The 16,002-nt window shown below is 44.9% G+C and carries 11 protein-coding genes; all 11 read right to left on the reverse strand.

Going from position 1 to position 16,002, the window contains the following annotated elements; genetic code table 11:
* Positions 1–79: 79 nt before the first annotated feature.
* Positions 80–2,461 (reverse strand): glucuronyl esterase domain-containing protein, encoded by a 2,382-nt coding sequence (locus OKW21_RS20080; protein ID WP_277482593.1) that lies wholly within the window; start codon positions 2,459–2,461, stop codon positions 80–82.
* Positions 2,462–2,488: 27 nt separating this feature from the next.
* Positions 2,489–3,286, reverse strand: coding sequence for an amidohydrolase family protein (locus OKW21_RS20085; protein ID WP_277482596.1), 798 nt, complete (start codon positions 3,284–3,286; stop codon positions 2,489–2,491).
* On the reverse strand, positions 3,276–4,223 hold the full coding sequence (locus tag OKW21_RS20090; protein ID WP_277482599.1) for an amidohydrolase family protein: 948 nt from the start codon (positions 4,221–4,223) through the stop codon (positions 3,276–3,278). Before OKW21_RS20090 ends, OKW21_RS20085 begins: the two co-directional genes overlap by 11 nt.
* A gap of 85 nt (positions 4,224–4,308) precedes the next feature.
* Complete coding sequence (locus OKW21_RS20095; RefSeq protein ID WP_277482602.1) at positions 4,309–5,784, reverse strand: RagB/SusD family nutrient uptake outer membrane protein; 1,476 nt, start codon at positions 5,782–5,784, stop codon at positions 4,309–4,311.
* 19 nt (positions 5,785–5,803) lie between these two features.
* Positions 5,804–8,857 (reverse strand): SusC/RagA family TonB-linked outer membrane protein, encoded by a 3,054-nt coding sequence (locus OKW21_RS20100; protein WP_277482604.1) that lies wholly within the window; start codon positions 8,855–8,857, stop codon positions 5,804–5,806.
* 140 nt (positions 8,858–8,997) lie between these two features.
* Positions 8,998–10,407: a hypothetical protein gene (locus OKW21_RS20105; protein ID WP_277482606.1), complete on the reverse strand. Its 1,410-nt coding sequence runs from the start codon at positions 10,405–10,407 to the stop codon at positions 8,998–9,000.
* A gap of 66 nt (positions 10,408–10,473) precedes the next feature.
* The gene (locus tag OKW21_RS20110) at positions 10,474–10,830 is read right to left on the reverse strand and encodes a high-potential iron-sulfur protein (protein WP_277482608.1); all 357 of its coding nucleotides are present in this window, start codon (positions 10,828–10,830) and stop codon (positions 10,474–10,476) included.
* Between the two features lie 2 nt (positions 10,831–10,832).
* On the reverse strand, positions 10,833–12,941 hold the full coding sequence (locus OKW21_RS20115) for a PVC-type heme-binding CxxCH protein (RefSeq protein WP_277482611.1): 2,109 nt from the start codon (positions 12,939–12,941) through the stop codon (positions 10,833–10,835).
* A gap of 64 nt (positions 12,942–13,005) precedes the next feature.
* Positions 13,006–13,470 (reverse strand): hypothetical protein, encoded by a 465-nt coding sequence (locus OKW21_RS20120; protein ID WP_277482614.1) that lies wholly within the window; start codon positions 13,468–13,470, stop codon positions 13,006–13,008.
* Between the two features lie 160 nt (positions 13,471–13,630).
* Positions 13,631–13,945: a glucuronyl esterase domain-containing protein gene (locus OKW21_RS20125; protein ID WP_277482615.1), complete on the reverse strand. Its 315-nt coding sequence runs from the start codon at positions 13,943–13,945 to the stop codon at positions 13,631–13,633.
* Positions 13,902–15,950, reverse strand: a complete 2,049-nt coding sequence (locus tag OKW21_RS20130; RefSeq protein WP_277482619.1) for an alpha/beta hydrolase — start codon at positions 15,948–15,950, stop codon at positions 13,902–13,904. Before OKW21_RS20130 ends, OKW21_RS20125 begins: the two co-directional genes overlap by 44 nt.
* Positions 15,951–16,002: the final 52 nt, after the last annotated feature.

Genomic DNA, 16,002 nt, shown 5'->3' on the forward strand with positions numbered 1-16,002 from the left:
TAGAATAATGCGCTTGAATGTTTAAGGTTGCCGGTCAAAGAAATTCCATTTGAACATCAGCTATTGACCACTCATACTTTTATTTTAAATGTATACTTTCGGTTTTTTTATCACTGGCTATCGCATCCAGCCAGTTCACCAGCATTTCCCTTTGGAAAGCATTTTGTGAAGTAGTGAATCCGCTAAACTCGTGAGGTGATTTAAATTCCAGATGGTCTTTTGCATCGTACAGCCGATATACTGTCGATGCCTCTTTGATACTTTCACGCACGTTATCAAAATCAGCATGTCGGTCTAGTTCCGGAGCAATGACCAATAAGGGTTTTGGCGCAATAGCTGAGATGATCTCATTATAGTCAACAGGTAATCTGTTTTCATTCCCCAGGAAAAACCCCAGGCGAGGCAGCAAGCCATACAGGTGTGAGTATGCTTTTATTCCCTCCAGCCCCTCATTACCTTCTCTATCTCTGAGTGGTGTATAAGCACTGACCACAGCCGTAGCGGTAACTCTGTCATCTAGTGCCGCAGTAAATAAACTTACGGTTCCACCCAGTGAGTAGCCCGCCAGGTAAACCTTATCCTGATCTACAAAATCCAGCGTTTCCAACGCATCAATGGCTGCCCTTGTGTCGCTCACCATTTTACCCAGTTTAGACCAATGCGGATAGCGCTGATAGAAGTAAGTCCCCTCCTCTATTCTTGTACCAAAGCCAATCATGTCCATCGCCAGAACCGCCATGCCACGGGATAAAATATTTTCAAACAAATCAGTCAGTTCAGCGTCAAAGCCAGTATTTGAATATTTGTGCAGGTAAATGACTACTGGGATTTTTCCATCAGCCCTGGTCTTCATTTCTCCCTGTTCATTGGTAGGGTAATACAGTGAGCCGTATAAATAATCGCCCAGCGCATTATAAGGGGCAATATTCATTTTCTCTCCGTTTTCAGGACTGGGACGGTTGATCAGGCTGGTGATATAATCTTCTCTTCTGCTGAGTTGACGGATGGGGCTGGCCGAAACTCCTGCCGGTTCATCTCCCAACACCCAGTTGATTTGCTTCTTTATGTCTTCCTTTTTCTCCTGCCACGCCTCTGCTGTTTTAATCTTCTCTCCCTTTTGGTTGGTGAGCACATCATAGCTTTCGGCAACTACAGGAAAAACCGTAGGGTCAATGTTTTCTCCACTTATATCCTTCCACTTGTCAAAAGAGTAATGATAAAAAAGCTTGTTTTCCCAGCGCATGTCTTTTCTCCCAAACTGTATATCCAGCCAATCCACATACGCCTCAATATCCCTGGAAGAAACACCATGCCCCCCATCTCTAAGGCGAATGCCTAATTTTTCTGGCACGCCCAGGAACTCATAGACACCTCTGAGGGAAAGGTACATTTGTTCTACTGCCCAGGCATCCCCCCCTCCTCCCTCCCGAATGGAAGAGCTTAACAATAAAGCATCAGGGGCAATCAAAGCCATCAGGGAGTTCTGGTCAATAGGCATTTTATGTTCTCTGCCAGTATAAAAGCGTATCCTGGGATGAAACCAATGGGTACGGCGAACATTGAGAAATTCAATAGATTCATTGGAATGTCTTTCATCGGTATAACGATAGGGAAACTCCCCCCCCGTGCCTCCGCTACTGGAGATGACTGCATCGATACGCTCATCAAATGCTGCTGCCAGAAGAGACTGCTTGCCATTGCGCGAGTGGCCGGTAATAGCAATTTTGGAAGTGTCTACGCTGGGCAGGGTGTACAAATAATCTACTGCCCGCTGTGCTCCCCAAGCCCTACGCATTAGCGTACTCCAGTCATGTTCCGGATAACGCTCAAGATAAGCCTGGGTATCATCTTTGGCATCCGCTCCTGCATAAACCACTCCTATATAACCTCGCCTGAGAGCGATCTGTGCCCAGCCTCTGTGGTTCCACTGCGTCATAAATACCGGGAAAGGCCCCTCCCCTGGAGGTGTCATGATCTCAAGGGTAAGCTTTATCTGATCATTTTTTCCAAACTTCAGCACTATCATTTCAACTTTTACTCCATTCTCAAATTTTTCATCCAGCACTGTAAGTTCAGTATGTTCAGGAGCTTCGGGAAAAGTACCGGAAATGATATGCTTTACCTGTTCTTTGATCCAGGCTCTTTTTTCTTTCCATTGTTCCTGGGTTTTAACCGGAATATTCTCACCTCCTTCGTCTAAAATTAATGGGTCGGGTAAAAAAGGCAAGGACGGTATGTCTTCAAAGTTAGGAGGCAAAGCACCAGTACGCTCCACCCAGTCCAGCCAGCTAGCATCATGGAAATTCACATATTCATCATGCGAGGAGGGGCGCTCCTGTAGCTCAATCAGTTCTTCCAGATAAGCTTCTCTTTTGGCCTGATCCTGCTGCGCCTCAGCCGAAGAAGCATAGAAAAAGACAAGACTTAAAGTTAAAGATATGTACCTGTGAAATCTATGCATAGGTTTTAGTTATAATATTTTGCTCAATTATATCATCTCCCCTAAAATTCTCTTCGCATTTCCATATCTCAAAAGCGCTTTGGTTTCCTCATCCGCTTCTTCTGGCCTGAGAGACTCAATGCGCAGAAGTCCGGTGAGGTAATCCAGTATGGGGGAATGCGTACCAAAAGCGAGTTTATCTTTGCCCAAAGTATCCAGCAAGCTAACAATGCGGTTGATGCCCCGACCTGAGGTATCTATGACAACATTTGTGTTTCTTATTAGCGCTGTTTCTTCTTCATTGAGTGCTGTGCTTCCCGCCACATTGACGATCATATATTTAGCATCTGGCACTTCACGGAGGATAGGCAACACATCCTTTAAGGTCCATTCGGTTTTTCTCTCCAGATCCAGCCATGAGCTGGGCCGGCTATCCACCATGCGCAATGAAAATGCTACCGGTATATCCTGGTCACGAGCCATCTTTACTAGCTCCACACATGCCGGATTAGTCAGGTCATAGCCATGATACCTGGGAAACATACGAATGCCTCTCATATTCATTTGCTGCGTGCTCACTTTAAAGTCATCTTTCCAGCCACTATAAATGGGATTAATAATCGCAAAAGGAATGAAACGGTCCTGAAACGCCTGCTTACTCTTAAGTTCTTCGTAAAGCTCCTCATTAGCCGTTTGCGTATTTTTATAAAAAATCCCATTCATATTACTCACCACAGAGGCATCCACGCCAAACTGCTTCATTCTACCCAGCAGGGCTGTACAGGAGCTATACTCACGATGTCTGAATGGCCAGTGTCCTACATATGCGTTTGTATCAACCAACATGATTACCTGACTTTTTTAAGATGTTGTTATAATTTTCAAAAAAGATCTTCCTGCGCTGTGCCTCACTAAGGTTTGCGGAAAGCATGTGCCCTACTCCCTGGTAGAAGCTATTATCACAGCCAAATAGTATCCGGTCTTCGCCTAAATATTTTATGGCAAAGTCAATGATAAAGGCATCATTGTTACTACCTGACACATCCACATATACATTGGAAGCGTGTTTGAGAGCTTTGACCGCATCTTCCCAGTCTTCTCCCCCGGCCAGGTGCGCAAACTGAAACATGGCTTCCGGATATCTTCGGGAAACCTCTACAAAGTCTGCGGGGATAGATACATTTTCAGGTTCTCCGGGATCATAAGTAATACGTGATTTGCCAATACCCACATGCATCAGGATAATCATATTCAGATCAATAAACTTCTCTATAATCGGGTAAAAAAGAGGATCACTGATTTTTACATGATTATAGACTTTTAAACCCACCATCCCTTGGTCCGTACAGCGCCTGATCTCTTCCAGTGACTCTTTTTTGTATGTAGGATTTAGGGTCATCTGCCCGATAAACCTGTCAGGATACTTTTTTACACATTCCAGTATCAGATCATTACAGGCTCTAAACTCTTCGGGTGTACCCTCACTCCCTGGTTTCATAGGACGAGAAATTACCAGTTTGTCAATTCCCAGGCGGTCGGCAAAATCAATCTGGTACTCCGGGCTGTCCTCCGAAAAATACACATGCGCGTGGGAATCTATCTTAGGAAACTTCATCACCTCTTCCATAATGTTGTAATCAGAAGCAGATGAATCGGAAAGAGGGAGAGCGCTGGTCTCTCCCTTCGTGGAACATCCTATGAAGTTACTTCCCAGCATCAGGCCCGCTGCCGAGAGTGCGGTATCAGCAAAGAACTTCCTACGATTGATCGTTTTTACTTTCATTGTCTGTTTAGTTTCTTATTCAACTGCCCGTAAACTTCCAGTAGTAATTTACAGTACAAAGCAACTCTTTTCCATGACCTGAGGATTAATATCCTTCATTCTGAGTCAGTCCGTTAGCTTCAGTAAGATCTAACTGGTTTTGAGGAATTGGAAAATACCTCTGATAAGGCTTAGGATCCAGGTTTACTACCTGTGGAGTTGCAGTACCCACATTATAATACCACTCAACTTCTTCAAGCGCTTCCACAAACCTGTCAGTTCTTACCAGGTCAAACCAACGCTCATTTTCAAAAGCAAATTCAAGTCTTCTTTCCAGTAGAAGCTTATCCATAAAGCTTTCCATGTCTGAGATATCAGACATCTCATAGTTGTGTGAAGTATCTCCAAAAGCCCTGCTACGGACTCTGTTCAACTCAGCCAGAGCTTCTTCCGGCTGGTTTAAGTGATACAGCACTTCCGCTCGCAGTAACACTACATCGGCATACCTCAATACCGGCAGGTCGAGCCCTGAAGCCCAAGGGGTATGCGGTACTGCAAACTTGCTTACATAAGGGTACCATGCCGGAGGCTCTTCTTCCGGACTGCCGGGAGACTTCCAGTATTCAGTGATGGTTACTTCCTTACGGCTATCCTCATCTTCATAATGCTTATGCAAATCCCAGGAAGGGAATGCATTTTCAAGTCCACTGGCAGCAATACCAGTTACTCCGAAATAAGGCAAAAAGTCCGTGGACAATACGTGATCATTGGTCTCTTCCAGGTATTTTATAGAGAATATTGCCTCATCATTATCTTCGTTATCCAGCGTCCACAAAGAAGCAAAATCATCCAGGAGCTGATGATTGAAAGAAGACATCATATCCAGGTAAGTCTTGGCATTTTCCCAATCTTCGCGATAGACATACACTTTACCCAACAAAGCTACCGCAGCGCTTTTGTGCGCTCTCCCCATAGCGATATTTTCTTTCATCGGCAATAAGTCAATAGCACGCTTCAAATCCTCAATGACAAGACTGTAAATTTCATCTACTGAAGCCCGGGGAGTAGATTTAGCTTCTTCTACCGAAAGTAAATCCGTCACTTTCGGTACTCCACCAAACATACGTACCAGGTCAAAGTAAAACAGAGCCCTCATAAAATGAGCCTCACCCACCAACTGATCTTTTTGACTCTCAGTGTAATCTGTAGGGTTATCAATGTAGGCTAAAACAGCATTGGCTCTGAAAATACCATTATACGTACTTTCCCAAAAATCTGCAAATAGTGGATTTCCGGGGGTAAAAGCCAGGTTGTTGAGTTCATCAAGCCCACCAATACCGTAGTACCCGGTGCGGTGAAGGTTATCAGTAGGCATTTCTAGAATTGCCCAGTCCCTGGGTAGCCTTGACTGAAAACGACTGTAGATACCCAGTACTGCTCCCTCCATGTCATCCGCAGAGTGATAAAAATCAGCTTCTGTAAGGACGGATGGGGGGGTTAATTCTAATATTTCATCATGACAGGCACCCAATGTCAGGGCCAGTAACACCATGCTTATTTTTAAATAAATATTAGTTTTCATATCGTTAAAATTAATCATCTTAAAAATTTACATTGACACCAAAAGCATAAGCACGGTTGACTGGCGCTGCCCCATTGTTAAAGCCGGGCATACTGTTGATACCGCTTATCCCTCCTTGGGTGTACCCTTCCGGATTGTAGCCATGAAACTCATCTTTGGTAAGAAGAAGCATATTGCTCAGGGAGATATACAGCCTGCAGTTATTCAACCTTAATTTTTCCGCGATAGTGGAAGGGAGGGTGTAACCAAAATTGATATTTCTGATTGCCAGAAATGAAGCATCTTCCAGGTAATAATCACTGTTAGCCACATAAGACAGCTGGCTAAGTGCAGTAGCTGGAGACATACCATCACCAGGTTCTTCTGCTGACCACCACTGGTCTTCAATTAGTGAGCGCCTCATCGCACTTACGGTAGGTCCTTCGTAGTATAGGTTTTCTAAATTGTACCGTTTGGCCCCTAGTGAAGCCTGCATGATGATACTGAGATCAAAGTTTTTCCAGGCAAAGTTATTGATCAAGCCCATAAAGGCTGTAGGTTGAAAGTTACCCAGTATCACTCTGTCCTCAGGAGTAATGGTACCATCTCCATTGGTGTCCTGATATTTTGCGTTCCCAGGTTTTGAACCGGGAATCACTGGCGAATTGGCCACATCCTCTTCATCCTGCAATACACCAATGAGTTTGTATCCATAGAAAGAAAACATAGGTTCACCTACACGCAGTAGCCAGCCCATCCCCCTACTGTGCGTATTGATAATTTCATCCACTCCTCCCAGGCCGACAACCTCATTTCTGTTCCTGGAAAAGTTAAAAGAAGTTTCCCACTTAAAATTACCGGTAAAATTCTTGGTTGTAAGCTCTAACTCTATTCCTTTATTATTTACATCACCCACATTGATGATTGAGTTGGTGAACCCGGTAATTGCCGGTATAGAAACATTGTAGAGCAGGTCGTTGGTATTTTTGTTATAATAGTCAAAAACGAAGTTAACTCTATTGTTAAACAAGCCCAGTTCTACGCCTATATCAAAGCTTTCAGTCCTTTCCCACCTTAGTTCAGGATTACCGAATGTGGTCTGAGCCTGGCCTTTTACAAGGATATCATCGGGTGAGTAGTAGGTGTCACTAATGGTTCCTAAATACTGAAAATCACCAATGTTAAAGTTACCCACTACCCCGTAACTAGCGCGTAGCTTCAGCTCACTGACTGGCGCTAGCTGCTGCATAAACGCTTCTTCTGAAACTCTCCAGGCGGCGGATGCAGAAGGGAAGTTACCCCAGCGGTTCTCTGGTCCGAAACGGGAACTAGCATCTGTTCTGAAAGATGCGGATAACAGATACTTATTTTCATAATCATAGTTCACCCTGCTGAAATAAGACACGAGCCCCCACTCCGATTTTGAGGTATAGGATGAAGTAGGTGAAATGATCGCATTGTTTAAAGTTCTGACGATATCATTCCCAAAACTTCCTGCTTCAGCTCCCATCGTTGCGAACCTTGAGTTAGCTTTTTGGTACGAAGCCCCCAGTATCGCACTGATATGGTGGATTTTGTTTATACTTTTGTCATAGCTCAGTACATTTTCGTTGATCAGGTTGATATTTCTGGAGTCAGAAGCGGAGCCTGAGATCTGATTCCGACTGGTGGCCATTGCTTCACGGTAATACTCTCTGGTGGCAAATGTCACATTTCCCCCTACCGATGTTTTGAATCGTAAACCCTCCGCGATATTAAAGTTCAGGAACATTTCTCCCACATTATTCATGGAAGTAGAGTAATTGTGGTTACCATGCAATACTGCCAGGGGGTTCATCTGGCCAGATACCGAATAGCTCCAGTAATCCCGGGGACGGGGATAATTTCCCTGCTCATTAAGCTCTGTAGCAACGAATGGAGCGGTTTTTACAATAGACTGCATACCTACCGGGGCAGTTCTTCGCTTTGCGTAGTTAGGACTGATCATAAATCCGGTACTCACTACAGAATTGATATCTACATTGACATTCGCCCTGAGGTTGTAAGTTTTATAGTTAGTATTCAGGAGTGTGCCCTCCTCATTTTTGTACGTACCAGAAATGTAGTAAGAGACATTATCACTTGCTCCTGAATAAGAAAGATTATAATTCTGTATAGGAGCCGGGTTTAATAATTCATCTTCCCAGTCTACACTTCTTTCCATAATTACAGGATTGACCCGATAGGTAGTCGGCCGGCGTTCATCTCCCCACAGAGGCAGAGAGGGGTCTCCACCTTCCCAGACGAAATCCCGGTTTTTGTAGCGAGCCTGATAATCATAATACTCCTGTCCAAAAATCCAGTCATCATACTTAATTGCAGTAGAAATACCATAGTAGGCATTAAAGTTTAATTTAGGTTTGCCAGCCTTACCCTGTTTGGTAGTGATAATGATAACTCCTCCAGAACCTCTTGATCCATAGATTGCCGCGGCTGAAGCATCTTTGAGCACTTCAATAGACTCTACATCGTTCATATTCACATTGGATAAGCTACCCCCTGGAAAGCCATCTATCACTACCAAAGGATCATTGCTGGCAGAAATTGACCCTATTCCTCTTATATTTATTTCAGGTGCCGCTCCGGGCCTACTATTAGAGGTCGTAATATTAACACCGGCCATTCGGCCTACAAGCGCTGTTTCTGCTCTACCTGCGGGTATCTGATCCAGATTTACATTTTCAACTTTAGAGATTGCTGAGGTAACAGAGCTTTTTTTCTGGGTGCCATATCCTACTACCACCACTTCATCAAGCTGGCCAAGGTCCGGTTGAAGACTAACATTGATGACCGCCTCATTTCCTATACTTACCTCTTGTGACTCATAGCCTACAAAGGAAAAAACCAGTACGGAGGATGATGAAGGGAGTTCCAGTCTGTACTTTCCTTCAATGTCAGTAATGGTGCCTACTGTAGATTCTTTTACCAGTACATTTACTCCTGGCAGAGGGTCATTATCGTCAGATGAAGTAACAGTACCTGTTACAGTGATGCCCTGTCCCATCGCACAATGCACGAATAAGCCAAAGCATAGGCTGAAGATCAAATGTTTCATAATTGAAAGGTTTAGTTTAGTTACAGTTCATGAAAAGCATGTACCTATCCTGGTATAAGCCTGATACAAGGCTTACTGTAGCTTTTCTAGTGGTTTTATTTTACTTACTATCCTACTTCGCTATATATTTCATTCAGGTCTTATTCCTGTTTTAAGACCTCCTGTATTGTCTGCATTAGTATTTCTTCTGAGCCGGATCCCACCCTGGAGGCTCGCTCGCTGGTTTCATAGCCTCCTTCAGCATATGCTTTTTTGATACCAATATAGCCTGGTCCGTACTCCTCGTAAGCAGCGGTTACTACTTCATCTTGGGGTCTCATTTGCTGGGCAGCCAACTGATACTCAACAAATAGTTCACCGGGTAAATTTAACATCCACACCTTCCCCAGCTTCAGAGAGGACACATCTATGAGATGACCTTCCTGCGTGCGTTGTAACCAGGCCAGGTGCTTGGCTGCGGAAAATTTTTGGTCTTCGGAAGTAGTATCAGAGGCGAGTATCGCCTTCAGGTCATTTTCTACCAGATGCTTACCCAAGGGTAGCTTTACCGATACACCTTTCCATCCCACCTCTTCATTCCTGAGGGGAAATTTATCAATATTTTCCCAGGCTTGTCGCATGGCTTCTTCCATGCGTTTTGCCAATATGGGCCGCCTTTCTACCGAACCATCATTGTATTTTCCGGCCGCTACATTTCCACCTGCTCCATTAAAATGGATGTGAGGCAACCCACCTAAGGCTTTCTCCCGCTCGTTGCGCGCTATTCCTACAAACTCACAGGTAACGTCTCCCTCACCATAATAACTTTGGGGATGTACTGCATAGTAGGTCAAAACGGCCAGCGGTGTATCATCCTGCCAGAAACTGACACTTTTAAGCCAGGGGTCAATCAATCCTTCCGGGGCTGCAATCGCCAGTGAATCAGTAGACTTACTCCATCGCATAATTTTCACCTTACCGTCCTCACCAAGTATCCTCCGGTTGGATGCTACTTTTTTAACTTTGGCCTTGCCAAAACCCAGGTGAGTTACCGGCTCAGCCGATTCATAAGCATGCCTTACTGCTTTAGCTACACTCTCAATGGTGCTTAGCAGGAAAGCAGTATCGTAGCGAGTACCTCCCAGACCATATTCATCCAGTATAGACTCTACCGTGAAATCACATCGTAATCCATCATGCTGATGTAAAGCATGTACAGAAACCCTGTCAGTAGTGGTATGGGCCGCTTTTGCCAGGCTTTCTTTCCACCTGTCCATCCCTTCGTTGGCAATGCCTAACCAATCCACTGCACAAAGTACTATAGGAGCTTTGTCTGAAAGAATGACCACCCCTCTGGCACTCAGGGAGTCCACTATTTTTCTGGCTGGAGCATAAGCTACAGGGCTTCCGATAGGAGGCGAAGCATCTACATGAAATACACCTATCCGGATTTGCTCGTTCTTTTCACTACAGCCAGTAGTCAAAAATACAAGCACCCCCAGAATAGCCACTATATGTAGCATGCACCTGCTATGATAGCTTATCTGTAACTCATTGCACGAGGTCTCCATAGGTTTCTTGATTAGGTCATTAAATCAGTTTTTATTTCATCTGGCTGAATTATACTAGTTTTATCGTTACACTTTGGGTGCCCAGTAAGTGCAGTAACCTTCTGCATGCACAGGCCCCTTAAATAGCATACATCCTCCACAGGCCTTATCACCTGGTGGTAAATACAGATTACAGTTGTTACACTGATTGTCAGCAATAGGTGTATCTGCAACATAGCCCAGGTTTTCTCTTTTCTGAATTTCTTCAGCACTTACATTACTCAAATCACTGCAGGGATCACCGGAATAAGCCGTTGCCTGTTCCTCCTGCTCCTGCTTTCCTTTCGTACAACTACTGATGAACAGTCCTCCCCCCAGTAAGAGGGTGCCGGCACGTATGTACTGACGAAAGAAGTCTCTGCGTGATCTTTTGTGGTTTAGCATAGTCAGATAGATTTATGATAATAAGCGTTCAGCTTTTCAATGGCGGCCTTAGGTTCCATTTCAGCATTAGCTTCTATATTTTCAATAATTTTTTGTATGCCTTCCTCATCATTTTTTTTCAACCCTTTTACAAGCCCACTGATACCCGCTTCCTGAACCTCTTTCTGTTTCTCTGCCAGTAAGCTTAAATAAGCTGCGACTTCCTGTTCATCATTTTTAGACCCAATAGAATAAGAGATATCCTCTACAAAATCTAATTTCCAGGCTTCAGTTTGCTGGAAAAAAGACGCTTCTTCGCTAACCGTTCTCATGAGGTCAAATGATGCCCCCGCTGCAGAGCTGAGAACGGCAGTTTTGAACCAGGGGTCAGCCCCTTTTTCTCTCACTACGCCCGCTAGTGCAGGTACTATCTCATCATTTTCAAAATTGCCTAAACTTAGACTGGCCTGAAAAGCTACCCTGGAAGCACTATCTTTGAGGCATTGTACAATTTGTGGCAGCATCTGCGGAAAACGTTCTGCTAAAATGAGGCTGTGCTCCCTCACACCTGGATGACTATCATGCATTGCCTTCTCCACATGTTCGGGTTTCAGACTATTCAGCCCTTCCAAAACATATAATGCATGTAAACGTACTCTAGGGTCCTGATGCTGCTGAAACACAGTTTCTATTTTTGAAACTACGCCAAGGTCCTGTCTTTCCACTAAAAGCCTTTGTGCCTGAAGACGCCACCACTGATTCGGATGAGAAAGTAATTCCGCCAGCTTCTGCGTTTCCATCTCTTTCAGCTTAGGAATGATTTTACTTTTGGATTCCGCATTCACCGGCTTTATCCGGTAGATCCTTCCCATATCACTTCCATTGAGAAAGTCCATATCCTCTTTGAGATCTTCAGGTATAGAGAGGGGGGTTTCTATATGCTGACGATACATGTCAATCACATACAGATACCCATCCGGTCCTACCGTAAAATTTACCGGACGGAACCAGGGATCAACAGAGCTCAGAAACTCCTTGTCGGCTTCCGACGCATGCCGTTGCGCAACAAAAGTGGGACTATCATCCATAGGGGTCAAAACATCTCTGTGAATAAGATTTCCAGCGACATCTCCTGTAAAGATATTACCATAATATGCCTCAGGAAAGGCGTCACCGGTATATATGGTACCCCCTGATGCGCCGGTAAAATGGTCTTCTGCATATTCTACTCTGTCCAGTCCCTGTTCATCATACTGTTTTTGCCTTCTACGCGTACGCTCTGCTCGCCAGTAGGGAGCGGGTGTTTCCTGATACATGCGGAGATCATGATCAGAGATATTGAATGCTGCAGTGGAAGTAGACAGGTGAGCATGCCTGTCCAGATATCTTATAGGGATTACAGCATGACGTATATGAATCGTATTTTGTGTGATGAATCTATGTCCCCAATCATCAATCGTATGTCCAAATTGTCCCGGACCGCTGGCAAGCTCAAATTCTCCCCGGTCAAGACGAAAGCGAAAATCACCTCCCCGCATTGACAATTTAGGAGCATCAGGATTCCTGCTAAAGCTCACCTCTCCAGCCTGCCCGTGATTGGCAGCATATATCCAGTTGTCCACACTATACCTGAGGTTGGTTATTTGCGCTTCAGAGTTATTTTCAAAAAAGCCAGTAAACAAAACTTCTTTGGAATCGGCCTGATGATCGCCGTCAGTATCTTTCAGGTAAAGAATATCCGGTGCGGAGGTCACCAGAAGTCCATCTTTCCAGGGTAAAACGCTGGTAGCTTCAGACAGTTTATCAGCAAATACTACTGAATCATCAATCCTGCCATCATGATCGGTATCTATCAGCATCTTGATTCGTCCTGCCGCTTCACCTTCCTCAGGCTTATAGGGATAATCAGGCATTTCCACTACATAGGCATTTCCATTTTCATCAAACACCAGCTCTACCGGGTCTTTGACATAGGGTTCAGCAGCAAATAATTCAATTTCAAAGCCTTCATGCAGACGGAAACTCTCTAATGCCTCTTCAGTACTTAGCGCATCTGGATATAGCTTTTCCTGATTACAAGAAGTTGACAAAATGATACATACAGATAATAAAACTGTAGAATTATACTTCATTCGTTTCTTTTAATTAATTGATAGTTGGTTCCCATATATTATGCATGTTTTACAAAGCAGCTACTTAAGGCGGTGAATCTAATGACAACTTTTTAGTCCGGATGAAGCTAGTCATCGCGGATTTTACTGAAGTTATTTCTGAAGATATATTCGGACTTCCTACTCTCCCTGTTTTCTCTAGTAGCCCAAATTTTCCAGCCCCTGCGCATGCTTTCAATTCGTTATCTACCATCATCAGCTCCCGGTTTTGATCACCAATGTACTTGATGGTCAAAAAGTCACCTTGTCGGCAAGCTGACCGTTTATCATTGCTCAGATGTACACTTTTACCTGCATACTCTGACAAGCTGTTATCCTCCTCGGGAGTGGAAAACAAGCGCTTCCTTTTAGCTCCGCTTGTAATTTTATGTCGCAGCCCTGTAGGCAAAAAACTAGTATAATATGGCGGCTGCAAGAGATTGAGTATCACCCTTACCGTTAATCTCTGCTCCTCTATGAGCATATTAGTGTAGAACTTTGACTGTTTCATGTTGAGCTTTTGGTTTTCGGGCACGTACCCGAATTTAATGAATATTTCTCTTTATCTATAATTTTTAGTCTTTTAAGTACTGAGTTTTTTTTGAACACTAATTATTGGGTTGATTCCAAATTATCCCCCTCACCGTTTGTATCGTTATGCATAAGGTTTCTCAAGGTTTCAGACTCTCCTCTACAAAATTTTCTTTAGCCCATTTGAGCATGAGTGCTTTCGTATCAGGTGAGAGCCTGTTGTAATCTTCGGGTCCTTCTAACTGAAGCTTGTCTTCCGAATGATACAGCCCATACACTTTTTTTGCTTCCAATACCGTCTTCTTAACATCTTCATATGCATGGTACTGATCCCAGCTGGGAGCGATCACAAGCATGGGCCGAGGGGCTACCGAAGCGAGGATTTCATGATAATCATAGGGGATCCTGTCTTCATTTTCCGCAAAGAAACCTAATCGCGGCAACAGTCCGTGCAAATGGGAATAGCCATAAAATACCCTCCGCTGTTTTTCCTGTCCGGTTGAGTCTCAGAGGAGAGAACCCACTGACCGAAATCACTCCGGCTATGCGATCGTCTTTCGCGGCAGTGTATAAACCAACGGTAGCTCCCAGAGAATAGCCAGCCACCACCATTTTATCCTTGTCCAAAAACTCGAGCTGAGATAGCTCATCTATTGCCCAGCGGACGTCTGATACCATTCTCCCCAGCTTACTCCAATGGGGAAAACGTTCGTAAAATAACCTCCCCTCTTCAATACGACTTCCAAAACCGATCTGGTCAAAAGCGTATACGGCAAAACCGGCATCCAGAAACTGCTTAATGATATCTGTGGATTTAACAAAGCCCTTGGCGTAGCTGTACTCGTGCAGATAAATGACGAGCGGAAGGTCTTTCTGAGCTGATTTCCCATCTTCCGTAAGTGGAAAATACAGCCGCCCAAACGAAATCGCCTGGCTTCCAAAGCCCGTGGGTATATTAGGAAGCCCCACCACTTCCCGCATATAATCTGACTGTTTCCCCGGGCCTATAGAGGGCGGTTCGTCTCCCATTGCCCAATCCAGCCAATGCTCGACTTCTTTCTCTTTCTGCTCCCACTCGGGCACCGATCTGATTTTCTTTCCTTTCTGATTGACCAGTATATTGTCAATTCCTTTCGACTCGTAGGCAAGCGGGTCAATTAACTCTTCCGACAGGCCCAGCCAACGGGAAAAACTGTAGTTGTAATATTGTTGATTGTTCGGCACGATGCTGCCCCACCCAAAAATGTAGTCGAAGAAATCCAGGTAGCGCTCCATATCCCTGGCCGAAGGGGCATGCAGCCCATGCCTCAGGTCCAATGCTATTTTATCAGCAGCCCCCAGAAACTCATAGGCTTTTTGGGCTGACGTATACGCTTGCTCAATCCCCCAGGGTCCCCCCTGAGATTCGGTGATAGATGAGCTTAGCATGAGCCCCCGGGGCGCGATCAGTGCCATTAATGAATTCTGGTCTACCGGAAGCTTATGCTCCCTGCCAACAAAAAAGCGAATCCGGGGATGTAGCCAGTGAGGCTGCCAGCGGCTAAGAAGTTCAATGGTTTCATTGTCGTATTTATCTGAGGTATAGCGAAAGGGATTTTCCCCGCCTGTACCCCCGCTGATAGGTACTACCGCTTTAATCCGCTCATCATAAGCTGCTGCCCATAGCGACATTTTACCATTACGCGACAAACCAGTAAGCGCAATCTGCTCCTTATTCACTTTTGGTAAGCTATAGAGGTAGTCTATTGTTCGGGAGACTGCCCAGGCCCAGCGATTGATGGTACTAAAGTCATAGTCGGGCCACCAGATTTCCTCATACGCTTCGCTATCATCCGGATACCCGTACTTAGGGTCGGTCGCCCTGAACCTTACCGCCATATATCCACGCCGGACAGCCGCCTGTACCCAGTCGTAGCGGTTTTCCTTCCACGGACAGAGAAAAACAGGGAACGACTTTTCGCCGGGGGGAATCAGCAAGCTGATATGAAGCCGGGCCTGATGATCAGGACCAAACTCCAGTAGCACCTCTTTTTCAGTCAAAGCCCCTAGGGTTCTTTCATGCAGCAAGCTAGCTTTCAGCTTGTCCGGGGCCGGTGGCATCGTACCGGTAATCCAGTGTTGCGCCTGTTCCTTAATCCACTGACGCTTTTTGTACCACTGTTCCATCGTTTTGACGGGAATATTTTCTCCTCCTTCGTCCAGTATCAATGGGTCAGGCAGAAAAGGGAGTGAAGGCAACTGGGTAAAATCGGGCGGTAGTTCTCCGCTACGTTGCTGCCAGCTTGACCAGGTAGAATCAACCGGAGTAGGCGGTGGCGCATCGGATCGCCTCTGGCTGTCGGGGGGTAACACTGACTTGAGCTGCCTAAGATACTCTTCTCTTCGTTCCAATGTACTTTGAGAAGCCTCCTGCGCCACAGCCGGCAGAAATTCCCAACTACAAACAATGAAAATGAACAAAAGGCGGTATAGTTTTCATCGGTTTTATTTTTGACTAGGAGAAAATATTCCG

Origin of the sequence: Catalinimonas alkaloidigena, from assembly GCF_029504655.1 — a bacterium.
Lineage (GTDB): Bacteria > Bacteroidota > Bacteroidia > Cytophagales > Cyclobacteriaceae > Catalinimonas > Catalinimonas alkaloidigena.

Bases quoted from the DNA above. Each gene is read 5' to 3' on its own strand.
- OKW21_RS20080 (WP_277482593.1), bottom strand. From the start codon at position 2,461: ATGCATAGATTTCACAGGTACATATCTTTAACTTTAAGTCTTGTCTTT.
- OKW21_RS20085 (WP_277482596.1), bottom strand. From the start codon at position 3,286: ATGTTGGTTGATACAAACGCATATGTAGGACACTGGCCATTCAGACAT.
- OKW21_RS20090 (WP_277482599.1), bottom strand. From the start codon at position 4,223: ATGAAAGTAAAAACGATCAATCGTAGGAAGTTCTTTGCTGATACCGCA.
- OKW21_RS20095 (WP_277482602.1), bottom strand. From the start codon at position 5,784: ATGAAAACTAATATTTATTTAAAAATAAGCATGGTGTTACTGGCCCTG.
- OKW21_RS20100 (WP_277482604.1), bottom strand. From the start codon at position 8,857: ATGAAACATTTGATCTTCAGCCTATGCTTTGGCTTATTCGTGCATTGT.
- OKW21_RS20105 (WP_277482606.1), bottom strand. From the start codon at position 10,407: ATGGAGACCTCGTGCAATGAGTTACAGATAAGCTATCATAGCAGGTGC.
- OKW21_RS20110 (WP_277482608.1), bottom strand. From the start codon at position 10,830: ATGCTAAACCACAAAAGATCACGCAGAGACTTCTTTCGTCAGTACATA.
- OKW21_RS20115 (WP_277482611.1), bottom strand. From the start codon at position 12,941: ATGAAGTATAATTCTACAGTTTTATTATCTGTATGTATCATTTTGTCA.
- OKW21_RS20120 (WP_277482614.1), bottom strand. From the start codon at position 13,470: ATGAAACAGTCAAAGTTCTACACTAATATGCTCATAGAGGAGCAGAGA.